The organism is Granulicella mallensis, assembly GCF_014203225.1.
Lineage (GTDB): Bacteria > Acidobacteriota > Terriglobia > Terriglobales > Acidobacteriaceae > Granulicella > Granulicella mallensis_A.
Genome location: NZ_JACHIO010000008.1, coordinates 65722 through 89569 on the forward strand (window position 1 = coordinate 65722; position 23848 = coordinate 89569).

Below are 23848 nucleotides of genomic sequence, written 5' to 3' on the forward strand. Positions count from 1 at the left end.
ACAGCCCCGCTCCTGCAGTGATGCAGGAGCGGGGTTCGTTCTAAGAACCCGTATAGAGCTGGAAGGCCGCCCAATACAGCGGTTTCCGAAACACTCCCTGCGAATGCAGCATCGACAATTTAGCGGCGCGCAGCGCTTGATCCGGCTGCTCGCCTTCTGCGAGACCGTGATACATCTGCTCCATCAGTTGGGGAGTAGAACTGTCATTCACCTCCCACACCGCTCCGATCACCTGATGCGCGCCTGCGCGCAGAAATGCCCAGGAGAGGCCCACCAGACCTTCGCCATCATAGTTACGCAGCCCCGAGCCATAGCAGGCCGAGATGGTTACCAGACGAGCGTGGAGCGGCCGATGGATAACGTCCCGGGCATACAGCTTGAAGTTGTCCGGATCGGTATGCGGAGGAGAAAGCACGATGGCGGAGTCCAAAGGACGCAGGCTGCTGGCTATTCCATGCGCGACAAAGTGTATGTAAGAGTATTGCTCTGGATGAGAGTCCGCATATGCCACCGGCACTGCAGCCGACTGGGTCAGCACGGTTCGATCCCCAGGCGGGAAATATCGCTCGACACTCTCCACCTCAGAGGCCGCATTCGAAAGCGGAGGATAGCCTTCCCCTGTAGCCACAGGATCTCCGATGAGTAGCAACTTATTAGCAGCTCTCTCTTTACCTGGTGCAAGCCTAGAGAGCAGTTGAATGGAGCTTGCCATACTCAGGCTGACATCTTCAATCCAGTAGTGTGCTCTCTCTTGAGATCCAGACTGCCCAGGCTTGAGGAGCATCTCCATGTTGAAATCATTGAGACTGCCGCTCGGAACGATGAAGACACGAGACTCCTTCGGGATGAGAGCCTGGGCAGGTGCGACCAGTGTTGCGTAAAGCCACTGGGCCTCCGAATTACCCTCACGCAATGGATCATGCGACTTCAGAACATCGGCTTGATAACTCTTCACCCGCGCGGTGATCTCTGCTTCGGGCGGCAGCACAAACAGATGCGTGCCGTTCCGATCGATAGCCCAGAGATAGGATCTCTGCGGCCCCAACGAATAGAACAGGATGACAGCGTCCAAACGGTGAGCGGTATGGGATGGCGTCTCGGGCTGCACCTGCGTGGCTTGTACGGACTCACCCAGACCTTCCTTCAACGTTCGCGCACGGGCTCCATCGAGGAACTGTAGTGCCTCGTCGGAGCGGTGGGACGCGATCAGAAAGTCGGCATAGTCGCGATACAGTTCATCGCCATTGGCAAAGAACGGAAGCCTGAGTTCTTCATCCTGCACGGAAGACCGCTGCGTCTCAAAGGTCTGGATAGCCCTGCGATACCACAAGCCTGCCTGTCGCACCTCGTGCCTGCTCGCATAGAAATCGGCAAAGGCATTCTCGGTCTCCCACTTGAGAGAAGGCGTCCCGGCAGCATCGCGATAGACCTGCGAAAAGATCCGCTCCGTATCAGCCCCACTCGATGCACGCGCGGCGATCTGACCCTGCAAGAACAAAGCATCCAGCTCGCTGGCTTTGTCCCCTATCTGTTGGGCTGTCTTCAACGCCTCATCAACACGAGCCTTTGCGGCATCCAGTTGACCAAGCTGCAACAAGAGCTGCGCAAGCGATGTGTCGGTTACTGCTTTTCTGGCTGCGTCGTGGCTTGCATCGGCAGACCGTAGCGCCTCTTCGTAGTAAGACTGCGCTTGCTTCAGATCTCCAAGGCGATACAGTGACAGGCCAGCACTCTGCAGCCAGAGAATTTCATTGTCTGTAGCGCCCAAATTCTTGGCCTGTATCTCGGCTTGTTGAAAACTGATTAGAGCCTTCTCGTAGTCTCCAAGGCTGAAGTAGGCCCAGCCCGCGTTCCCGAGGGCTTCTTCCAAAAACAGATTGGCATGAATGGCGCTCGCAATGTCCGACGATGCACGGAACCTATCCAGAGCTTCGTCAAAACGCTCCCCGTGTAAGGCCAACGTTCCTAAATCCAATAAGTCGGTCGACTCTATGAAGAAGTTTTTCTGTCTTCGGGCTAGGTCCAAGCTCTTGCGGAATGACTTTTCCGCATTTAATTCTTGCCCGTAATGGTCTGCGAGCAAACCCTCCATACAAACTACCTCGCTCTCCAAAGGAGAGTGCGTTGTAGAAGCAAGGTATAGCGCGCTCTGAAGTTCCTCGCTTGATCGTTCCGATTGTCCAAGACGGGCATGTGCAAGACTAAGCAGCATCTCCTGTTTGATGAGAAGATCTCCGCGAGGAGAGAACAATCGAGCCCCATCCCCTAGTACGTCCACGACATCCTGACTGCGGCCTTGAGAAGAAAGAATCTCAGCGTCGAGAAGACAGAATTTGAAGTTCCACTCTGGGTCTCTATTCAAAAGATCTCGACGCGCAGCAGTTGCTTCCCGCTGCGCGAGATCGAGATGCCCCCCAAGAAAATCTGCATGAATCTGTTCGAACCTAGTGGCTAAATCGGTAGGATGAGGTGCACGACACCCAATGCTAAAGCAAAGCCCTAAGAGCCCGGCAATAAGATATTTGGAGGTTGCATTGTGCCATTGCTTGCTACCGATGCCGCACTGGCCTGTCCCGTAAGAGCGCAACCCAACTCGGCACGAAGCATCGTGAGCGTTACAGCCTGGGGAAAGATCGTCACCTCTCCCAGAAAGATCCTTCCGAGGTCGGGCACGTCGATAGAATGGCCAGAACTCCGGTCTGCAGTGAGGCCATCGAGCTTGTCCACCAGAGAGCACAGTGTGTATCCCTCGAGGCTACCTTCACCAGAATTTTCCTTCGCCGCAATCCAACCGTAGCGAGCGCGAACCCACTCGGGAATGGACCTGTTCTCCAACAGATCGACGCCCTGACGGTGCGCTGCCTGCCAAAGCGTGGGCCAGGCCAGTTCAGGATTGACGGATGCGTCACGATTATAAACGTCCTCAGAACGATGCTGTTCCGGCAGCAGCGTGGCGTTCAAGACGGGGGTTACCGGCCTGCCGTCGACGCGAAGATTGCGGATATGCGAACCGGCAAATGAGATCTTCCGTGGACCGCCGCCGGCCTCAGGATGCTCAATAAATACCTGCGCTGCGAGGCTGTCCGCAGTAACCCTTCCCAGCAAATTGAAGCCTTCCACCACGCTGGAGACGCGCTGCGTCCACGGCCCATTTCTCTTCGCAGGCCTTCCTGAGACATGCGTGTAAGAGGCTTTTGCGTGGATACGATCTTCGAAGTGGAAGGGCTCCGCCTTTTGCGTGACGCTGCCTCCGGTAGAGGACAGAGCAACCGAACAGGGTGTCGGTATATAGCGGAACGGCTCCTCAAGGAACCCGCCCAACGAGTTGGCGTCTGCATGAAAGTAGAAAACCTGTTTTACGTCCGTTTGCATGGCATTGACTCCTGGTGAGATGGCATTGGTTACTGGCCCGACCCGGTGCTCAACGAAAAGCTGTATGTCGCAAGATCGGCGCCGCTGCTGGATGCGGTTCCTTCCTGATTTCCTTTGACAGCCAGGGAGTAGATACCCTCCCTCCTGTTCGCGAAAGGAACGCGGATCGAGACCGTGTCCTTCGCCTCCTGGGCCGACACCTTAACCGTCCAAAGCAGTTGATGATCTGGTGAATACAGCAGACAGGTGTAATCGGAAAAGCGGTCCTGCGTTGGAATATCTACCAGCAGCAGGAGAGCCTGCGCATCGCCGGCCTTCGCGGACACAATGTTTCCTCCGCGGCTGTTCCCGTTGACCAGGGAGACTGTAGCTAAGACCTCGGGCTTCTCCAGGCCTGCGACTTCATTTCGCAGCCGAGGATAGATAACCGTGTTTTGATACACAACGACCAACAGGCATGTCGCGAACGCTGCGACTGCGAACCACTCCCTCCACAGGAACAGCCAGTTCTGCTTAATCTTTGGCGGCCTGGCATCACTCAGACTTGGGCTGCTTGTCGGCGCCGGCTTCTTGAACTCGCTGCGTGCCGCGTCCATGAATGCGGAGGTTGCGCGAACTTCGGCCGCACACTCCGGGCATCCGAAGTAGTGGTCCTCAAACTCCTCGCGCAACTCTGGCGACATCTCATTCAGCAGATACTGTTCAACCAGATGTTGATCGACGATGCGGTGATGATCCATCCGAATTCATTCCTCGAGTTAATAGTGCGTTGGGGGACTAAAACGTTTCACGCCTGGGGATAGGTTCTTCTGGAACGGGCGGCCGGTCATAGGTCGACCTGAAGGACTGCTTGGCCCGGTGAAGCAGAACTCGCAGGTACTCGCGGCTCACACCCATCTCTGCACAGACAGCATCCTTGTCGCGGTCTTCCATCAGGATGGCTCGCAGCAGGTCCCGGTCGCGGCGGGGCAACTCCTCCAAGGCCTGCTGCACAAGACGCGCCCTGTCCTTGGCCTCTAACAGATTGAGCGGGCTGGGGTTACGGTCCACATAGACCGTCTCGGGCTCTTCCTCCAGCGAAGATCCAACCTTCTTCTGTGCCCGATAGTGCTCCTGCAGTACATGATTGCAAACGGAGTTTACGAACGATCCCAGCCGATCCGCATCGCGCAACCCATCGCTCTTCCGCAACATCAGGAAGACGCGCGTAAAGGTCTCCTGCCTCACATCTTCGACAGCCTCGCGGGAGGCCAGGCGCGAGCGCAATTTCAGGTGGATCAACTCACTAAAGTAAGCAACGAAATGCTTTTCGGCAAACGGGTCCCCTAGCTGGAGCTTTTCCAGATACTCGGCATCGAACGTGAAGAATTCCACTCGCCTGCTCCTCTGTTATGGGTTGCTCTGGGAAGTCTACTTGATTCAGGACAATTGCTGACGATACTCCGGAGCATAAAAACCAAAGCAACCTATTCACAAACGACGATTATCTTCCGCAGCACGTCGAACGAGATCTTCCACACTGGGCCAACTCTGGAGTAGCCTCTACCTGAGGTGAAACATGCGCATTTCCAAATTTCTCAGTTTGCTCATTCTTGCTGCTGGATTTTTGTTCGTCAGCAGCGCTAAAACACCGGCTCAGGTTTCAGTGGATATCGGTGTAGCCCCGGTTTGCCCCTACGGATACTTCGACTACGCTCCGTATGACTGTGCTCCCTACGGTTACTACGGCCCGGATTGGTTCACCGGCGGCATCTTCATAGGAGCCGGCCCGTGGTTCCACGGTCATCGTGGTTTCTACGGCCACGTCGATAACCGCTTCGATCCTCGGAATGGCTATCATGGCCCGCTGCCAGGCCGCGGCGAGTCGGCGTTCAACCACTTCCACGCGAACGAGGCACGGGACGGACAAGGCCACATCGGCAATGCCGGTCATGATGCAGGCGGCGAACACGCTGGCGGATTCCAGCGTGGCGGTGGTGGCCATGGTGGCGGCGGTCACCGCTAGATCGTATTCAACGCTGTCGTGACAGCAAACGTACAGGACCAAGCCACATCGTTTAAATATGAGGAAAGGCAGGGCTGATCGATAGCTCTGCCTTTCTTCTTTGGAGGATGTTTCTCTTGAGGCAGCCTGTATGGAACATTTTCAGCCCTAGTGTGATGTAAGGATGATGATCTGTTCAGCACAGCGCGAAGCGCGTTTCCTGATGCTTCAGCGTCATGGTTTGCGCTTCGCGCTAGCTATAAGGTAACCCTGGTTCTTCAACGAACTAAACACTCAGCACACTAATGGCACGCCGCAATTAGAACATCGTCGCTGCCCATCTGCAGCTTCAACTGCTGCCCGTCGACCTCGACCGTCGATGTTCCCTCGCCAAGCTCTGTTTTTCCAACCCGGCATCCCGAAGCCCAGGTCTGAGTCAGATCGATTGCCAGCGTATCCGTTTTGGAACCGCGATGCACGGCGACTAACATCCGCCGCTCGTCCGCTGCAGCGCTGCAACCTGGGGTAGCTGCGTGGGAGCTATCGCGCAAAAAGACCAGCCAGTCCTCTTTGCTGCTCAATACCTGCAGTCCCCCACAAGTCAGCGCTGCGTGGTCGTGCCGAAGAGCCATAAGCCGCGAGACCCAGTCGAACATCGCCGCTTGTTCGGGAGAGCGTACCTCCGCAACAAAAGCACTCGCGTTGGCCCCGGGGAAGCCTCCGGGAAAATCCTTGCGATTATCCGGATCGTCGCCGCCTTTCATCTCGATCTCGTCGCCATAGTAGAGCTGAGGCATGCCGCGTAAGGTAGCCAGCAGGCCAAAGGCAAGATGGAGCCCACCGGGACTTGCTCCTGGCTCAGATAGAAACCGCTTCGTGTCATGATTCCCGATAAACGTCACCAGGCGCTCCGGGTGGGCGTACAGCCCATCCGACTGAAGTACATCGGCAATGGCGGTCATCGGTTCATGGTGCGTGAGCGCCGCACGCAAGGCGAAGTACATCGGATAGTCGAAGGGAGTATAGAGCAGCGTGTCATAGGTCCCATCGCTACCCGCATGAGCTCTTCCGCCTGCAAAGAAGCTGGTAAGGTGTGGGTCCTTGTTGAAGACCTCTCCGACTTCCGTCAGGTGAGGATAAAACGCCTGTAACTGCTCGTTGTAGTTATGCCAGAAGCTGCGCGGAACATAGGGGAAGGTATCAATGCGCAGACCGTCCAACCCTGCCGATTCGATCCACCAGACAGCATTTTGCGTCAGGTACTGCGCGACGAGCGGGTTGTCCTGATTCAGGTCAGGCAGAATATCGGCGAACCAACCATTGAGCAGCACGTTGCGCCGTGCAGCACTGGCGGCCGGATCGGTAACGCTCGCGAAGTCATCGTCTACTTTGATGTGGGAGGCAGCCGTTCCGTGAAACCAGTCTGGGGTTGGAGAATCTTTCACCCAGGGATGAGCGGGTCCCACATGATTCGGCACGGTGTCCAGCACGACTTTCATCCCGCGCGCATGGGCTGCAGCTACGAGCGCTCTGTAGTCCTCCATGCTGCCGAAATGCGGGTCGACAGCATACATGTCGGTCGCGCTATAACCGTGATAACTCTGTCCGGACTGCGCAGCGCTGTTATCGTAAAGCGGCGTCGTCCACAACGTTGTAACGCCTAGCTGCTGTAAATAATCAAGGTGTTCCTGGATACCGCGTAGGTCGCCACCATGATACGAACGGCTAAGGCTGCGGTCGTCCGGATCGCGGAAGTTGGAAAGCTTATCGTTCGCCTTGTCTCCATCTGCAAATCGGTCGGGCATGATGAGGTACATCACATCCGAAGAGTTGAACCCCTTGGGTTGATCCGCCGCACTTCGCCGTGCCGAAAGCGCATACGGCACAGACGTGCTGCCATGCGTGTTCGTTGCCACGACTTCGAGCGTACCCGGCTGTGCGGTCGCGGTTACAAAGGTGAGAAACGCCCAATGCCCATTCGGAGAGATCGTCTGTTCCGTGAGCCGGGCAGAAGTATTGTGCAAAGTAAAGGTCGTGTTCTCCAGGTGCTCCCCGTGAACTAACAAGAGCGAGTCGGGAACTCGTGTAAACCAGTTCGGCGGATCTATTTTTGTAATGACTGGCTTTGCACTTTGCGCAAAGCTGACAGAAGAACAACAAGCCAGAAACAGCGTCACGACATACAGAGTACGAATAAATATTTGCAGGTTCGTTTTGTGCTCGTGACGGTACATAGACTTCAACCCTTCTTGAGATTCAGATCAGTTGTCAGAAAGAAAGCCGCCGCATGACTGAGGTAAGCCATACGGCGGCAGGGTTGCAACGAACGTTAGAACGTGACCCGGTAAGCCAGTTCTACCTCACGAGCACTGCGGAATCGGACGGTGTTGATCGTGACATTGCTATCGACAGCGTCGATTAGATTGCTGTTGGAGTAATCGGCAACGGGATTGCCGAATTGCGGATGGTTGAAGAGGTTATAGGCCTGCCCGCGAAGCTGCGATGTCACACGCCCGGCAATAGGAATGTCCTTGAAGACGGAAAGACCTGTTGTGTTGTAGCCAGGACCGTAGAACTGATTACGCCCGACGGTTCCAACACGAGAGTAGACACCTGCAGTATTCAAAGGCGGTGCCGCAAAGGCAGATTTATTGAGATAGGTAAAGCCTGAACCCGTAACATTGGAAAAGTTCTTGATCAGACCGGTATGGGGAATACCGACTAAGTCCGGCCGGACGATCACGCTATCCGTCGGACTGCCCGGAGCGACGATATCAAAGGGTGTGCCTGAACCGATGCTGACAAACGGGCTGAACTGCCAGCCTCCAACCAGATAGTTCAAGCCTTTGTTGATGCTGGCGCCGTAACGCCGTCCGCGACCATAAGGAACTTCAATCAGCGCTGAGAAGGTCGCCGCGTGGCGTTGGTCGTCATCAGCATTTCCATGGTTCATACGGAGCTGTGGCCCCGCAGCGGTAATAGGAACAGGCGACTGATTTCCCCCCGCATAGGCGTCGGGAACATTATCGGTATTGTGCGACCAGGTATAGGCAGCCGTTACCTGAAGCCCATTCGAAAGCCTGCGATTAAGACTGGTCTGCAGGCCGTTATAGTGCGACGCCCCTTCAAACAGATTCTCTGTCACATTGAGGCCCTGGGCATGGAAGAACTGAGTACCGGTTCCGAGTTGCGGACCGCTGTAGTTCAACGATGCAAGCAGGTGATCCGATTTTGTGCCGACATACGAGATCGTGACCGTAGTGTTATTGGCTATCTGCTGCTGCAACGACAAGTTGTATTGCTGGATAGCTGGGATGTGGCTGTTTACGGGGTAAGAGATAACATTGGCATTTGTAGGTGCCGCCTCGTTGATCACGTTTCCAGGAGCCGGAAGCGGAGTCGTGGCCAAGGTGCTGTTGTTGACCGCATAGGGTCCAGGAGTGGAAGTATTCGGCATCATCGTGCTTGTCTGGCCGGAGAGCGTAATGCGATACCCCGCATAGTCGCTATAGGCCGAAGAGCCGTTGAAGTCCGGGTTGTTGTTCAACTCGTTGCTGACGCCGCCACGGTCAAGAAAGTAGTAGATGCCAAAGCCGCCGCGCAGTGCGGTCTTTCCATTGCCGTACGCATCCCAGGCAAAGCCGAGGCGTGGAGCAAAGTTTGTCTTGGGTGTGTTGATCAGCGAGCGGGAGTTACCATTCTTGCCGGCAACATCGAGTTCTCCTGTTGCGATATTAAAGTTGGACTGCTGGTTATTGACCTCGTACGGGAAGTTGTACAAGTCATACCTCAAACCTATGTTCAAGGTAAGACGAGGAATCACCTTCCAGTCGTCCTGGACAAAATAACCCATCTCATAGGTGCGTGTGTCGAAGAACCCACTGGAGTTACCCAGAGTGTAGGTATTGACGAAACCTGCCAGCACCTCCGCGGTATCAAAACCGGTATAGTCGCTACCGGTGCCCTGGTAGTTGAAGAAGCCCTTAGCATTGTTTCCCTGGGTAAAGTCAACGTGCCGGAAGAGAACATTTCCTCCGAACTTCAAGGCATGCTTGCCGAGATTCAGGCTGACTGTGTCGAGGTACTGGTACGAGTGCTGCGGTACTTCGTACGCTCCGCCGTCGCCAGTGTAGGAGAGGTTTGTATTATTTCCTCCGATGAGCGCGCCGCCACCAAGAAGGGAGTTCCGATTGGCATTCACGATGCCGAGGTTTTGCGAGAAGGGCTCGCCCTCAAAGGGAGGAATATAGCCATAGAAGGGGCGGCTATATCCAAAGCGGAATTCGTTGACCAGGTTGGGCGTGAAGATGTGCGTTTCGCCCGTTGCGATACCGCGAGGATGCGTGTTGTTTTCGCCTGCTCCAAAGCCCGACGGCACACCAACCACGGTGATTGTCTTGTTGTCGTTGTCCTGCCCATAGCTATAGCGCACGAACATGACATCGCGGGATTTCAGATGATAGTCAAGACGAGCATCGAAGTCGTTGTATTGATTTACGATCTGCGACTGATGCGCGTAGTTATCCAGCACATTGCTCGTCGGCGCGCGATTGGGCGCCGGAAACGCCTTCAGATACGCGAGACCTACGCTGTTGAGACGGTTCGTGGGAATGACGTTAGGAGCAGCCAGAGTACCGAACTGCGCGCATGTCAGTGGATCGAAGATAGCTCCATTGTCTACAGAGGCATTCAGCGCCGATGTGCTGTTGACCTTGACGCCATGCACGGTAGTGAAGTTGGTGCAGCCTGTCGGATCGAAGCTACCGAGGCCGTTATAGGGAACGCTGGTCAGCCCACTGCCGAGCAGTTCGGAGAAGTCGCCTGACTCCATCTTGGCCGTGGGAACGGTGTTGATCGTCGCACCGCCATTGGGAATGGCTTCCCGAAGACCCTGGTAGTCAAAAAAGAGGAAGAGGTTGTTCTTCAGGATCGGCCCACCGATCGAAGCACCAAACTGATTGCGATGAAAGTGGGCCTCGGGAATGTCGGGGCTGAAGTAGTTTTCGCTGGCTCCGCCCAAGGCGATGTCGCGATAGAAGGCAAACGCCGAACCATGGAACTGATTCGTTCCGCTCTTGATAGCAGCCTGAATAATGACGCCGCCTGCACGGCCGAACTCTGCCGGAGCCAGGGAGTTCGTCACACGAAACTCGCTCATGGCTTCTACCGGCGGAAAGAAGTTGATGGTATTGACCAGGGCTTCGTTGTTATCCAGGCCATCCAGGATGAAGTTGTTGGCCTGCGGACGAAGACCGTTGGCCGACAGCGAAGCGCCGCCGGTATCGTTGTAGCGTAGCGTCTCCGTATTGCTGGCGGTACCCGAGGCCTGGTTGCCATAAGCACCACGGGTTACACCGGGAACCAGCAGCGCGAGCTGGGTAAAGTTGCGGCCATTGAGCGGCAGATCGGTCAACTGCCGGTCATTGATTACCGTTCCGGTCTCTGAACTCTGGGTCTGGACGATGGGAGCTGCGTCCGTTACTTCAACGGTCGTCGAGGTAGCACCCACCGTGAGCTTGAAGTCGAGTTCCTGAACCTGAGAGACATCCAGGGAGAAGGACTGCACAACGGATGAGAATCCATTGGCCTTGACCTCCACGCGATACTTACCCGGGAGCAGCGCATTCACGGTAAAGTTGCCGTCACCCCCTGAAGTAACCACCCGGACAGCGTTGTTCTGCAGGTTGGTAACGGTGATGGCTGCTCCGGGGATTGCTGCGCCGCTTGGGTCAGTCGCGGAACCAGTGATACGTCCGGTATCGGTCTGTGCCTGCAGGCCGGACCAGCCCGCCAATAGACATATTACGAGGAGTGCGCGGAATATGATTTTCCCCGTCGAACTCGATCCAAAGTTTCCTTGCATAGTAATGCCTCCAAAACGCTCTAAATCCTGCATGTCTTGCACCATCTCTGGCGCGACGCTATGGACTGTCAAGCTACGTCGCACACCTTGGAAGATTCCTTCCCATCAGCGCAATCCTTTCGCGTCCCTTTGTCTTTCAATTTTTCATCCACAACTAAACTATCTGCAATCAATTATTTGAACCCGGTTAATCATCCGGTAACAAGGGTGGGTCCGGGATGATAAAGTCTATGACGCACCTGTTTCATATCCCAATGCAAACCCCGATTGCCAATTCGAGACTTACCTTCGGACTCTATGAAGTCGATCTTCAGGCGGGGGAACTTTGGAAAGCAGGCTTTCGCATCAAGCTGCAGGGACAGCCCTTTAAAGTCCTGACGGCACTTCTTGAACGGCCAGGCCAGGTCATTACCCGTGAGGAACTTCAGCTTCGGCTTTGGGGAAAAGATACGGTCGTCGATTTCGACCACTCGCTGGGCACAGCTATTAATAAGATCCGCGAAGCCCTGGGCGACTCCGCCGAAAATCCCCGCTTCATTGAAACGCTCGCGAGGCGGGGTTACCGATTCATCGCGCCTGTCGGCTATGTACCAGTAGAGGGGACGCCCCCACCTGTCTCCGAACCGGATAAAGAAGCTGCAGCTACTGAAAGCGCGGCCCCGGCTTTAGCTGCCATCGGAGTTCAGGCAGATTCCCGCGCTTCGGTTGTTGTTCCGGTGATTCAAACCTCCACCGCGCGGCCCCTCTGGTGGGCGATCGCTGCTGTGGCTCTCGTTTCGGTGGCAGTAGCCGGATACCTCGCAGGCACCTCCCGAGCTACGACGGCCCCACCCCACATTACGCAGATCACCCACGACGGCCACCTGGCTCCCAGCGTCAACACCATAGAAAATCACATGGCAAGCGCAACAGACGGCGTTCGTTTGTTTGCTCCCACATTAGAAAGCGGCCATGCAGGGTTGGCTGCCGTGTCTCTCTCGGGAGGCTCGGTCACCCCCATGAGCATTCCGCCCGAGGTAGCGAGTCCAGCGCTGGGGAACATCTCTCCCGATGGCTCTCAGTTGTTACTGCGCGACCATCTCTCGCCGGAGTCCGAGCAACCGCTCTGGATAGTTCCCACGCTCGGCGGTTCGGCCCTGCGCGTGGGGAATATCCTGGCCCACGACGCTACCTGGATGCCCGACGGCAAAGAGATTCTCTACGCCATCGGCAACGATCTTTACCTGACCCACCTGACCGGCAACAAGCCTGAACTCTATGCCTCGCTTCCAGGCCGCGCCTTTTGGCTGCGCTGGGAGCCGAACGGCAAGCTGCTTCGGTTCAGCATGATCGACCCCATCTCGCACACGCTCTCGCTCTGGCAACTGGCCGCGTCCGATCGCAAGCCGGAGCCCGTGCTCGCAGGATTCAGCAACCCCTCGTCCGAGTGCTGCGGGGTCTGGGCCAATGGGGGACGCACCTTCGTCTTTCAGTCCTCGCACGGCGGAAATACCGATCTCTGGAAGCTCTCGGGCGAATCGACAAAGAACCCAGTGCGCCTGACCGATGGGCCGCTCGAGTTCCAGTCTCCCGTGGCCGCTCCCAACGGCAGCCGCGTCTTCTTCCTGGGAGTCGATGCGCGCTCGGAGCTTGAACGTGTGACTCCCAGTGGCGAGCTCGTTCCCGAAAAAGGCTTCCTCTCCTCAGCGGTTCGGGTCGACTACACCCGCGACGGCAAATGGGTCGCCTGGACCGACAGCGCCGGTCAACTCTGGAGAGCCAACGCAAGCGGTGAAGAGAAGCTGTTGCTTACCCCCGACACCTTCGATGTCTTCCTGGCCCACTGGTCGCCGGATGGCTCACGACTCGCCCTGATGGCGCGCGAGCCCGGCAAGGCATGGCAGATCTACCTGGTCGGCGCAAACGGTAACGATCTCGCGCCGCTCCTGCAGGAATCGCGCAACGCCGCCGACCCCTCCTGGTCGCCCGACGGGCAGTCGCTTGTCTTTGGCCGCATCAACGACGCGATGGGCAAGGAAAATGCCTCTCGCACACTGCATATCTTTCACCTGAAGACGAACCAGATGGAGCAGGTCCCTGCCTCGGAGGGGCTCTTCAGCCCGCGCTGGTCCCCGGACGGTCACTACATTGCCGCGCTTACGCTCGATCAGCGGCAGGTCAAGCTTTACGACGTTGCGGATCATACATGGAAGGCGCTCTCCGTTCCCTCCGGCGCCGACCCGGTCTGGGCATCCGACAGCCGCTCGCTCTACGTGCATGGCTCGCTCGTTCCGGCACAGCCTATCTACCGCGTCAGCATCCCCGATGGCCACGTGCAGGAGATCGTCCGCCTAGCCGACTCGCGAGAAAACGATGCGGTTGATTACGTCTTCGGCGGCCTGACTCAGGACAACACCCCCCTGATCCGCGCTCGAATCTTTGCCGGAAACTTCTACTCGCTCGATCTGAAGTAATCCTGCCAGCCCTTTTCACTGTCTTTGAAGTAGAGCCGAGCAAAGGACAAAATCACCCAGGAATTGTCATCTCGACCGGAGTCTCGCGGCTTTATGCGAGGCGCAGCGGAGAGAGATGCAGCTTGTTCCGGTTGGCGATAGTGCCTGCATAGGCAAACTGCAGGTCTCTCCACTCCGCATGACGATAAAGCCATCATGCTCCGGTCGAGATGACACGGTATGGGGGACGCAATACCCGTCCCGTAGACATCCGTAGGCAAGCACATTGAAAGGTCAGGGCCTCGAAGGGCTTAATCTATCCCCCTAACCCACTGATCCTAAAACGCTTACCTGTTGACTCAAAAATGAGTAACTGAGGGAGAACCTTGCATTGCAGTGATCCACGACGAATGCCGACTCTATTGCCCATGTCTGCATTCCTACCGAGGAAGACCACGCTCTGCTTCGCTCTCTCCGTTCTTTCGCTGGCGAGTTTAAGGGCCGCCGCGCAATCCGCTCCCGCTACCCTTAGCGGATTCCAGGCCACGGCACCGCTTACCGGCCTCACCCATACCGCCAGCGGCATCGAGCTATCGAATGCGGTCTCGACGCTGAAGATCGACGCCATGCGCCCGGATGTTCTGCGGGTGCGGATCTATCCCAACGGACATCCCGCCGAAGACGCCTCCTGGGCGGTACTGCCGGAGGCCCGCCCATCACGGATCGCCGTGGCAGCAGAGGACACAGGCTTCAGCACCACCGCACTCCGGATAGCGGTGGACGCCGAGCTGCGCATCGTCGTGTCCGACCTTGCCGGCAACGTGCTGCAAAAGGACGCTGCACCGGCCTCGTGGGATGGAACGGGATTTAAAGTCAGCAAGCAGAAGACCGGCGACGACCACTTCTTCGGCCTGGGCGATAAGCCCGGCCCGCTCGACCGCGCCGGGGAGTCCTTCGTCATGTGGAACACCGACACCTTCGGGTGGCAGGAGTCCACCGACCCTATCTACAAGTCAATCCCCTTCTTCCTGGAGATGCACGGCGGCAGAACCATCGGCGTCCTCTTCGACAACACCTTCCGCACCTACTTCGACTTCGGCCACGAACGCGCCGACCGCTATACGTTCAGCGCTCCGGACGGCCCGCTCGACTACTACCTGCTCTACGGGCCTGAGCCGAAACGCGTCATCGAGACTTATGCCTGGCTCACCGGCCCGACACCGCTGCCGCCGCTCTGGGCGCTTGGCTTTCAGCAGTCACGCTATACCTATATCCCACGCGCCAAAGTGGAAGAGATCGCCTCCCGCCTGCGCGCCGACAAGATTCCTTCGGACGCTATCTATCTCGACATCGACTATCAGGACCACAACCGCCCCTTTACCGTCGACCAAGCGAGTTACCCCGACTTTCCCGGCCTCATCCATGAGCTTGCGGCAGAGCACTTCCATACGGTACTCATCACCGATCCGCATATCGCCAACCTGCCCCATCAGGGATATAAAGCCTACGACACCGGCGAGGCGGGCGACCACTTCGTGAAACGCAACGGAGAGAACTATGTCGGCCCCGTCTGGCCCGGCCCCTCCGTCTTTCCCGACTTCACTCGTCAGCAGACGCGCGCATGGTGGGGCACCCTCTACAAGGACTTCGTCGCCGATGGCGTCGCAGGCTTCTGGAACGATATGAACGAGCCCGCGGTCTTCACCTATCCCACCAAGACCATGCCTGACGATGTGCAGTACCGCATCGACGAGCCTGGCTTCTCTCCGCGCACGGCGACTCATCTCGAAATCCACAACATCTACGGACTGGAGAACTCACGCGGCACACGGGAGGGTCTGCTCGCACTGCAGCCGAACGTGCGTCCCTTTGTGCTGACCCGCGCCAGCTATGCCGGAGGCCAGCGCTACGCCGCGACGTGGACCGGCGATAACTCCTCGACCTGGAACCACCTTCGCCAGACCACGCCGCAGCTTCTCAATCTCGGCCTCAGCGGTTTTTCGATGTCCGGTGCGGACGTTGGCGGCTTTGCGGGTTCTCCTTCCCCCGAGCTGCTCACGCACTGGCTGGTGCTGGCGGCGTTTCAGCCCATCGACCGCAGCCACGCCGCGAAAGGCACGCGCGACCACGAGCCCTGGGTCGACGGCCCGGAACAGGAGAACATTCGCCGCCGCTACATCGAAGAGCGCTACCGGCTGATGCCCTATCTCTACACCACGGCTGAAGAGACTTCGCACGACGGTGTTCCGATCCTCCGCCCACTCTTCCTGGAGTTCCCGCACGCAACAAGCGATAGCCATCCGCTCGATCAGGACGCGCCGGGCGAGTTCTTCTTCGGCCCGTCCATTCTGGTTGCGGCTTCGCCTTCGCCGGAAGAGGTCGCACCTTACACGGTCATCCTGCCGTCAGGGCTTTGGTACAACTACTGGACCGGAGAGAAGCTCGATCGTCGTGCGCCGCTCGGCTCACGCGATCTCGAAATCCGCGACCCGACCGTGACCGATACTCCTGCATTGCAGCCCATCATGGTGCAGCCCAGCCTGGGAGAACTGCCCCTCTACGTTCGCGCAGGCTCGATCGTTCCGATGCAGCCACTGGTGCAGTCCACCGAAGAAAAGCCCAGCGGGCCGCTCACGCTGCGCGTCTTTCCCGGTGACAACTGTCATGGCGATCTCTACCAGGATGACGGCAAGAGCTTTGACTATCGCAAAGGTGCGTACCTGCGACTGCACTTCACTTGCAATGTCGAGGCAGATGGTTCGTTGACCGTCAATATTCCCAAACGCGAAGGCAGCTTCACGCCCTGGTGGACAGCGTTTCGCATCGAGGCTGTGGGCTGGACACCTTCGGCGACACAAGCCGTTGTTGGCGGGCATCGTTCCGCGCTCGAGCACACGCCGTTGGGATGGGCTGTGACGATTGGCGATACCGGCAAGCCGCAGACGGTCGTGCTGCGGTAGTGTCCTGAGTCGTTAGTTCGTTGAGTAATCCGTGCGGCCATCTATAGCGCGAAGCGCAAACCGTGACGCTTTAGCGTCGCGGGTCGGAGGGAGCCGTAGCCTTTAGGCTACGGAAATAGGGGCCTAGCGAGAATTGGCCTTTAGGCCCGGGCCTTCTTTCAGCTACGAACAAGAGGCCCGGGGCTAAAGCCCGATTTTTGCCTGCCCTTGATTCCGTAGCCTAAAGGCTACGGCTCCCTCCGTCTCCCTGACGCTAAAGCGTTAGGGAACGCGCTTCGCGCTGTATCGAACTCAATATCCGGACAGGGTGACACCTCTTAGCCAGCGACAACACGCCCTAAGGCTTGTCCGCGGGCGGCGTTGTAACCGTCGTATCGCCATCCACCCAATAACTGCTTCTGGCCTGCACGACAAGATCGGAATAGTTCCTGAGCTGCAACGTGACGGAATGCAGCCCCGGATGCGGCGACTGCGGATGGAAGCTCAGAACGTAGCGATTCGGGATGTGGTTGGAGATCGTGAAGAGGTCGCGCTGCAGAGTCTTGGCGTCCTTGTACTTGAAGTGCTCGCCGCCTGTAAATTTAGCGACGTTCTCGGACGCATTCGAGCGCATCGCATTGGTCGCGGCAATCACGGCCATCTTAATCAGCCGCAAAGGAGGAGCCAGTTCGGCGAAGCAATCGAAGTTCTGCGTCGCGCGACCTTCGTAGGTAGCGGGGTCTGCATTGGGGTCTTTGCTGAAGCACCCATGAGGAGGTCCAGGCTCGTTGGAGCTGAATTTAGAGGCCTCGTGCTTGATCTCAGCCTTGGTGCTCGCAAAGCCCACGCTGTAGATGGCGGTGTTGGTATCGCTGATCGCCTTCAGCGCGTCTTCGAGCTTCGTGTGGCTGCCGTGATCGATCGTCTCGCTCAATAGGAGAATGGCGCGCCGGTAGGTCGTCGGCTGCTTGCGCAACATGTCGACGGCGTAAGAGAGCGCGTCGAAGATAGCCCCCTTCTGGTCGCCCGGATCGAGGTCGGCGAGAACGCCGGCCGCTCCATCGATATTGCGGGTGAAGTTCTGAAGCAGCTGCGGTTCGCTATCGAAACCGACAACAGCTACTCGATGCTCGATGCCCCCCAGCACGTTGTCGAGCATCGGTGCGAGGTCGCGATAATCGTTGAGGTGCTGGGCGCCATCGCTGCCCGTCTCGACGAGGACGACCAGAGCCAGGGGTTGACTGCCGGAATCTTCCTCCAGCGAAAGCTTCTGCTCGACCCCATCGTCCGTAAGCACAAAGTCGTCGGCTTTAAGCGTGTAGACGAGCTGCCCCGATTTCGTTCTGACGAGCGCCGGGACAAGCACCAGCGTCGAGTGCACGGTAAGGGTCGCGGTCTGCGAGTCCGGCTGTTGCTCGGGTTGGGGAGAGGGGGGCGCAGGGGTCTGTGCCAGCAGGGCTGGCATTCCCAGAAGCGCGACGGCGGCAAGGAGCTTCATGAACACGCTGGGATCAGTGTAAACGGAGTGACAGAACCACCCCGAAAGCAGAACGCTTAAATAAATGTGTGGTGCGATTCTTAATCCGGGGATGATGACTAATCCCTCTACAGACAGAAGACTGCGTAACATTAGTCGATATGAAGGCTGAAGACAATCCAGTCCTGATCGATGTTCCGATGCCAATTCGCACGCCTCGCTTGCTGATCCGGCCGCCACAGCCCGGCGACGGAGTCGCCACTGCCTCTGCGGTGAGTGAAACATGGGAAGATTTGCATCGATGGATGGCCTGGGCAGAGAGCCTGGACAATCACAGTGCCGAGCAAATGGAGATTCGCACCCGCCAGATCATGGCGAAGTTCGTTTTGCGTGAAGAGTTCAATTTGCTCGGCGTCGAGATCGCGAGCGGCCAGCCTGTCATCCGGTGCGGCTTTCATGGTGTGGATTGGAAGGCTCGCCAGTGTGAAACAGGTTTTTGGGTGCGCAAGAGCGCGCAAGGATGTGGCTTTGCAACGGAATCGACCAATGCCCTATTGCGCTATGCCTTTGGTGCCCTCGGTATGCGCCGTGTAGGCATCACTCATTCAAGTGGCAATGAGGCTAGTCGCCGCGTCGTTGAAAAACTGGGTTTTGCGCCAGAAGGCATTCAGCGGGCAGCCAATCTGTTACCCGGAGGACGCATTGCGGACAGACACCTCTATGCGCGTTTCGATACGGCCGGATTACCGCCTTTAGATGTGCAATGGGACACGTGATGAATCACTGAGAATGTACTTCGGGACAACTGAAAGCGCGATACCATGGAATGTTTGCCGCTCGCTTTCTCAAATCAGGCGCACAACAGATGGAGCACCAAGACCAAGATGATTCCGAAGACCATGCAGGCCCTTGTAAAAGCAACCGCCGCACCAGGAATGGAGATGCGCGAGATGCCGGTTCCGACCCTTGGAGCCAGCGATGTACTCGTTGCAGTAGAGACAGCCTCCGTCTGTGGCACCGACCTGCACATCTATCACTGGGACGAGTGGGCCCAGGCCCGCATCAAGCCTCCCTACATCCCGGGACATGAGTTCTGCGGCACCGTAGCGGCTATCGGCGAACTGGTACAGGATGTGCAGGTGGGCGACTTCGTCTCCGCCGAGATGCACGTTGCCTGCGGCCACTGCCTGCAATGCCGCAGCGGACAGGCGCATGTCTGCCAGTTCGTGAAGATCCTCGGCGTCGATGCCGATGGAGCCTTCGCCGATTACGTCCGCATTCCGGCAACAAACATCTGGAAGCTCAGCCCGGCGATCCCGCGCGACTTCGGCTCGCTCTTCGATCCGTTCGGGAACGCAGTGCATACGGTCCTGTCAGGGCCCATCGCCGGACAGACGGTTGCGGTGACCGGATGCGGCCCCATTGGGCTGTTCTCGATCGCCGTGGCCAAGGCCTGCGGCGCCGCACATATCTTCGCCATCGAGCCGAATGCGCAACGCCGGGAACTCGCTCGACGCATGGGAGCCCGCACCCTGCTGGATCCCGCAAGCGGAGATATCGAGCAGCAGGTGAAGACCGCGACCGGCGGCAACGGTGTCGATGTACTGCTGGAGATGTCAGGCCATCCCTCTGCGATCGCACAAGGCTTCCGTCTGCTGCGTATGGGCGGACGCGCGTCGCTGCTGGGCATTCCGTCGCGTCCCGTGGAGATGGACCTTGCAAACGCCGTCATCTTCAAGGGAGCGACGGTGCACGGCATCAACGGACGCAAGATGTATGAGACCTGGTTCCAGGCCGAGGCGCTGCTGCGCGAGAGCGGCATCGACCTCGCTCCGGTCATTACACATCGGCTTCCATTGGGACAGTTCGACGAGGCCATGCATCTGCTTGAGTCGGGTGAGGCAAGCAAGATTTTGTTGACGGTAAAGCGGTAGAACAATTCCACCGTGAATGCAATGGCGCGAAGCGCAAACCGTGACGCTTTAGCGTCAGGAACGCGCTTCGCGCCATCTTCGTGTTCAAACGGTAACGACAGATCAATCAGCTTTACATCACCGAACAAAGCAACCTATCGCATTCAAGCGCGTGACAAGAGCACAAGAAAATGAATAAGCTGCTCTGCATGAGATTCACTGCTTGCGTCGTTCTCTTCGTCCTGGGTGTGCCGGCTCTTGTTGCCCAGGCACCCAAACCGCGCGTCTTTCTTATCGATGCCTCTGCCCTGGCCCATGAAAAGCAGCATCCCAACGCAGACCTCCTGAAGCTGGTGCGGAAAGACGCAGACGCGGCTCTGCAGACTCCGCCCTTGACCATCACGGTCAAGACAAAGACCCCGCCCAGCGGCGACAAGCACGACTACATGAGCATGGCGCGCTACTGGTGGCCTAATCCGGACACCAAGGACCACCTGCCGTACGTACGGCACGATGGCCTATCGAACCCCGAGATCAAAGGCATCACCGACCACGAACTTCTGGATCGTGTCGCCGGAAGCTCGCGAGCACTGGCTCTGGGCTGGTACCTGACCGGCGATGAGCGTTATGCCGCCCACGCGACCCTGCTGCTGCGCACGTTCTTTCTCGACAAGGCGACAGCGATGAATCCGAATCTGGAGTTTGCACAGTACGTCGCTGGCGTGAACACGGGCCGAGGCACTGGCGTCCTCGATGCACGAGGCCTCTCGATCGCAGTCGATGCAGTAGGCATGCTCGCTGGATCGAAGAGCTGGACGCCCGAAGATCAGGCCGCGCTACAGCACTGGTTCGGTGAGTACTACACGTGGCTCACGACCTCGACGAACGGCAAAGAAGAAGCTGCTGCCGCGAATAATCATGGCTCCTGGTATGCGGTACAAGCCGCATCGATTGCCATGTTCCTGGGCAAGACCGATGACGCGCAGAAGATTGCGGAGCGGTTGCGCGATCAGCGGATTCCCTCGCAGTTCGATGCGCAGGGGATGCAGAAGTATGAGCTCGTGCGAACCAACTCGTTCTCTTACAGCGCCTTCAATCTCGACGCCTTGACGAACCTCGCTGCAATCGTTGCGCCTACCGGCATCGACCTCTATAAGCCGGTGAAACCGGGCACTCCGGGCATTCTGACAGGAGTCGATGCCCTGCTGCCCTACGACGCACAGCATCCGTGGCCTCACGACCAAATCAGCAAGGGTAAGGAAGATTCTCTCTGCCCCGCTCTGATTCGTACCGCCGCACATACACAGGATGCAAAGTACACCGAAGCCGAGAGACGGTTCGATTGCAAGCAAACAGCAGTGACACTGCTTGAATCACCCAACGCTCCAACTAACTGAAGATGCAAACGCAACGAGGCCGCCTGCATAGGCGGCCTCGTTGCGTTTGCATCTTCAGTCTTCGCTATGGATTCTGTACAACAAGTTGGTCTGCAAGCCGGAAGCGCACGATGGACTCGGCGGGAATTACGATGTCGCGATTGCCTGTCGTACCGGCGATCAACGTACCTGCACCGGCGCCCGCGGCGCCACCGATCGCCAGTCCTACGCCGCCGGTAGCAATGCCGCCGATCAACATGCCCGCACCGGTCATGCCACCGATGAAGCCTGAAGAACGCCGGCCCTTCCCGCGCTTCGTACGCACGTTGTCATGCGTATCGATTCCATATTGATTGCCATTCAGCGTCATCGAGGTCAGGCGCAGTTCAAGGATCGAGCTGCCTTTGAAGTGACCGCGACGGTGCGAAGCATCCACCCGGCCGGAGACCGGCGTGCCGCGCGGGATCACGACTGTACCGCCCTGCACCACGGGTTCGACGACCTCGCCGGAGAAGCGATCGCCAGTGCGGCTTGTCTTGACACTGATGCGCTGATTGACCCGAATGGACAGATCCGTACCCGCAGGGACAGTGAGTTGCAGAGGAGCCGCCGGGGAAGCCGACGAGGGCTGAGCAGGCTGACTGGCCGCCGCTGCCGATTGCACCGATTCATTCTGCTGAGACGTATTACCCTGCGGAGACATCGTGCCCTGGGGAGACATGGCACCGTTGCTGCCATCGTTGGGAACCGGTGCATTCCCTACCATCTGCCCTCCTGCGGGAGGAGCCCCAACGACGGTGATTACCGGATCCGTTTGATGCGGCTTGGTTCCGGCCGGAGGCGGTGTCGTAGAGGTCTGGACGACTGGCCCCTGCCCTGCTACCGGAGCCTGTACCGTAGTGGTGACAGAGTTGCCGTTTGCATCGACGTAGTTAATCTGCTGAGGAGTATTGGTAGAGGTGGCCTGGGCTTTCGCCTGGTCCAGTGCCTGCTGCTCTTTGTTCTTGCACCCTGCAAGCAGGGCCAGGGTAATAAGCCCTGCGCCTGCCATAAAACGAATCTGTCTGGTGAACGCCATTGATCTTCTCCTCGCCGCATTGAGCCCGTGCGGCCTTTCGGGGAGTTGCTGGCTCGAGTAGCTTTCCTTTGAGTGAGATGCCCTATTTCCGGTCACTGTCGCCTAGTCCGAAGCGAAAGATGGAGAGAAAGAGTTAAGATCGTGAACAGCCATGAGCCCGACATCGACACCCAGCACGCGTCCGCAACTCGCCCACCTCTCCGCACAACTCGACGATCTGCGAGCCCGCGGCACCTACTTTCGTCTGCGTGTTCTGGAGGACGAGCAGGCTCCCGTATGCCACTATGACGGTCGAGAGGTCATCAATCTTGCCTCGAACAATTACCTCGGGTTGTGCAATCACCCGAAGCTGCGCGAGGCAGCGATTGCCGCTACCGAAAAATACGGCGTAGGCTCAGGCGCGGTGCGCACCATCGCCGGAACCATGCGCATTCACATGGAACTCGAAGAGAAGATCGCGGCGTTCAAGGGCGTGGAGGCCTGCGTGGTCTTCCAGTCCGGTTTCGCAGCCAATGCCGGCACGGTGTCGAGCATCCTCGGCAAAGAAGACTTCATCCTCTCCGACGAGCTGAATCACGCGAGCATCATCGATGGAGCCCGGCTCTCACGCGCGAAGATCAAGGTCTTCCGCCACAAGGACGTCGCGCACGCCGAGGAGTTGTTGAAGGAGATTCAGAACGAACCCGGCCGCAAGCTCGTCATCACCGACGGCGTATTTTCGATGGACGGTGACATCGGCCCGGTCGCGCAGCTTTGCGACCTCTGCGACAAGTACGGCGCGATCATGATGGTCGACGACGCGCATGCCTCGGGCGTGCTGGGCCGCAATGGCCGCGGCAGTGTCGACCACTTCGGCTGCACACAGCGCGTCGACGTCCAGGTAGGCACTCTGTCGAAGGCCATTGGCGCACTGGGCGGCTATGTCTGCGGCTCCAGGGACCTGATCGACTATCTCTATCACCGCGCACGGCCCTTTCTGTTTTCAACGTCGCATCCGCCCTCCGTAGCTGCAACCTGCATCGCCGCATTCGACCTGCTGGAAAGTGAGCCAGAGCGCATTGAGCGGCTGTGGTCGAACACGCGCTACTTCCAGGAGCAGTTGAAGACAGCCGGGTTCGACATCGGCGGCAGGAGCACGCCTGCCAGCGAGACTCCGATCACGCCCATCCTCATCGGCGATGGACGCAAGACGATGGACTTCAGCCGTGCGCTCTTCGAGCAGGGTCTGATGGCAACCGGCATCGCCTTCCCTACGGTTCCGGAGGGCAAGGCACGCATCCGCTGCATCATGACCAGCGAGCATACCCGCCAGCAGATCGATCAGGCTCTGGAGATCCTGACGGCCACGGCAAAACGGCTGGAGATTTTGTAGTGAATTTTCATCTTCCAGGGGAGCGCGACTGCATCTCAGTCT

At 58.0% G+C, this 23848-nt stretch carries 15 protein-coding genes; 7 read left to right on the plus strand and 8 right to left on the minus strand.

Annotated features, from left to right (window positions below):
* Positions 1–40: 40 nt before the first annotated feature.
* The 4 genes from HDF15_RS10675 to HDF15_RS10690 all read right to left on the minus strand — a co-directional run bounded on the left by HDF15_RS10675 (position 41) and on the right by HDF15_RS10690 (position 4746).
* Entirely contained in the window at positions 41–1960 is a 1920-nt protein-coding gene (locus tag HDF15_RS10675; RefSeq protein WP_184255369.1) for a CHAT domain-containing tetratricopeptide repeat protein, read from the minus strand.
* Between the two features lie 539 nt (positions 1961–2499).
* Complete coding sequence (locus HDF15_RS10680) at positions 2500–3372, minus strand: hypothetical protein (protein ID WP_184255371.1); 873 nt, start codon at positions 3370–3372, stop codon at positions 2500–2502.
* Between the two features lie 29 nt (positions 3373–3401).
* Positions 3402–4112 carry a zf-HC2 domain-containing protein gene (locus HDF15_RS10685; RefSeq protein ID WP_184255373.1) on the minus strand — a complete coding sequence of 237 codons (711 nt, stop codon included), beginning with the start codon at positions 4110–4112 and terminating at the stop codon, positions 3402–3404.
* Between the two features lie 37 nt (positions 4113–4149).
* Positions 4150–4746, minus strand: coding sequence for an RNA polymerase sigma factor (locus HDF15_RS10690; RefSeq protein ID WP_184255375.1), 597 nt, complete (start codon positions 4744–4746; stop codon positions 4150–4152).
* Positions 4747–4930: 184 nt separating this feature from the next.
* Here HDF15_RS10690 and HDF15_RS10695 point away from each other — a divergent pair, with 184 nt between their 5' ends.
* The gene (locus tag HDF15_RS10695; protein ID WP_184255377.1) at positions 4931–5377 is read left to right on the plus strand and encodes a hypothetical protein; all 447 of its coding nucleotides are present in this window, start codon (positions 4931–4933) and stop codon (positions 5375–5377) included.
* A gap of 281 nt (positions 5378–5658) precedes the next feature.
* Here the strand turns inward: HDF15_RS10695 and HDF15_RS10700 are convergent, their stop codons facing one another.
* Entirely contained in the window at positions 5659–7590 is a 1932-nt protein-coding gene (locus HDF15_RS10700; RefSeq protein ID WP_184255379.1) for an alpha-amylase family glycosyl hydrolase, read from the minus strand.
* Positions 7591–7685: 95 nt separating this feature from the next.
* On the minus strand, positions 7686–11219 hold the full coding sequence (locus HDF15_RS10705) for a TonB-dependent receptor (RefSeq protein WP_184255381.1): 3534 nt from the start codon (positions 11217–11219) through the stop codon (positions 7686–7688).
* Between the two features lie 230 nt (positions 11220–11449).
* On the opposite strand from HDF15_RS10705, the gene HDF15_RS10710 reads away from it, so the two are divergent.
* On the plus strand, positions 11450–13672 hold the full coding sequence (locus tag HDF15_RS10710; protein ID WP_260331001.1) for a winged helix-turn-helix domain-containing protein: 2223 nt from the start codon (positions 11450–11452) through the stop codon (positions 13670–13672).
* Positions 13673–14079: 407 nt separating this feature from the next.
* Complete coding sequence (locus HDF15_RS10715; RefSeq protein WP_184255644.1) at positions 14080–16611, plus strand: TIM-barrel domain-containing protein; 2532 nt, start codon at positions 14080–14082, stop codon at positions 16609–16611.
* Positions 16612–16948: 337 nt separating this feature from the next.
* Here the strand turns inward: HDF15_RS10715 and HDF15_RS10720 are convergent, their stop codons facing one another.
* Positions 16949–18088 (minus strand): VWA domain-containing protein, encoded by a 1140-nt coding sequence (locus HDF15_RS10720; protein ID WP_184255385.1) that lies wholly within the window; start codon positions 18086–18088, stop codon positions 16949–16951.
* 140 nt (positions 18089–18228) lie between these two features.
* On the opposite strand from HDF15_RS10720, the gene HDF15_RS10725 reads away from it, so the two are divergent.
* From HDF15_RS10725 to HDF15_RS10735, 3 genes are all read left to right on the plus strand, one after another.
* On the plus strand, positions 18229–18843 hold the full coding sequence (locus HDF15_RS10725) for a GNAT family N-acetyltransferase (protein ID WP_184255387.1): 615 nt from the start codon (positions 18229–18231) through the stop codon (positions 18841–18843).
* Positions 18844–18951: 108 nt separating this feature from the next.
* Positions 18952–20001, plus strand: a complete 1050-nt coding sequence (gene tdh, locus HDF15_RS10730; protein WP_184255389.1) for an L-threonine 3-dehydrogenase — start codon at positions 18952–18954, stop codon at positions 19999–20001.
* Between the two features lie 170 nt (positions 20002–20171).
* Positions 20172–21377, plus strand: a complete 1206-nt coding sequence (locus HDF15_RS10735) for an alginate lyase family protein (protein ID WP_184255391.1) — start codon at positions 20172–20174, stop codon at positions 21375–21377.
* 64 nt (positions 21378–21441) lie between these two features.
* On the opposite strand, the gene HDF15_RS10740 is transcribed toward HDF15_RS10735, so the two are convergent.
* Positions 21442–22434 carry a hypothetical protein gene (locus tag HDF15_RS10740; RefSeq protein ID WP_184255393.1) on the minus strand — a complete coding sequence of 331 codons (993 nt, stop codon included), beginning with the start codon at positions 22432–22434 and terminating at the stop codon, positions 21442–21444.
* A gap of 151 nt (positions 22435–22585) precedes the next feature.
* Between HDF15_RS10740 and HDF15_RS10745 the strand changes: the two genes are divergently transcribed.
* Positions 22586–23806: a glycine C-acetyltransferase gene (locus HDF15_RS10745; protein WP_184255395.1), complete on the plus strand. Its 1221-nt coding sequence runs from the start codon at positions 22586–22588 to the stop codon at positions 23804–23806.
* Positions 23807–23848 lie beyond the last annotated feature (42 nt).

Coding starts and splice junctions, on each gene's coding strand:
- HDF15_RS10680 (WP_184255371.1), bottom strand. CDS start 3,372: ATGCAAACGGACGTAAAACAGGTTTTCTACTTTCATGCAGACGCCAAC.
- HDF15_RS10685 (WP_184255373.1), bottom strand. CDS start 4,112: ATGGATCATCACCGCATCGTCGATCAACATCTGGTTGAACAGTATCTG.
- HDF15_RS10695 (WP_184255377.1), top strand. CDS start 4,931: ATGCGCATTTCCAAATTTCTCAGTTTGCTCATTCTTGCTGCTGGATTT.
- HDF15_RS10700 (WP_184255379.1), bottom strand. CDS start 7,590: ATGTACCGTCACGAGCACAAAACGAACCTGCAAATATTTATTCGTACT.
- HDF15_RS10705 (WP_184255381.1), bottom strand. CDS start 11,219: ATGCAAGGAAACTTTGGATCGAGTTCGACGGGGAAAATCATATTCCGC.
- HDF15_RS10710 (WP_260331001.1), top strand. CDS start 11,450: ATGACGCACCTGTTTCATATCCCAATGCAAACCCCGATTGCCAATTCG.
- HDF15_RS10715 (WP_184255644.1), top strand. CDS start 14,080: ATGTCTGCATTCCTACCGAGGAAGACCACGCTCTGCTTCGCTCTCTCC.
- HDF15_RS10720 (WP_184255385.1), bottom strand. CDS start 18,088: ATGAAGCTCCTTGCCGCCGTCGCGCTTCTGGGAATGCCAGCCCTGCTG.
- HDF15_RS10725 (WP_184255387.1), top strand. CDS start 18,229: ATGAAGGCTGAAGACAATCCAGTCCTGATCGATGTTCCGATGCCAATT.
- tdh (WP_184255389.1), top strand. CDS start 18,952: ATGATTCCGAAGACCATGCAGGCCCTTGTAAAAGCAACCGCCGCACCA.
- HDF15_RS10735 (WP_184255391.1), top strand. CDS start 20,172: ATGAATAAGCTGCTCTGCATGAGATTCACTGCTTGCGTCGTTCTCTTC.
- HDF15_RS10740 (WP_184255393.1), bottom strand. CDS start 22,434: ATGGCGTTCACCAGACAGATTCGTTTTATGGCAGGCGCAGGGCTTATT.
- HDF15_RS10745 (WP_184255395.1), top strand. CDS start 22,586: ATGAGCCCGACATCGACACCCAGCACGCGTCCGCAACTCGCCCACCTC.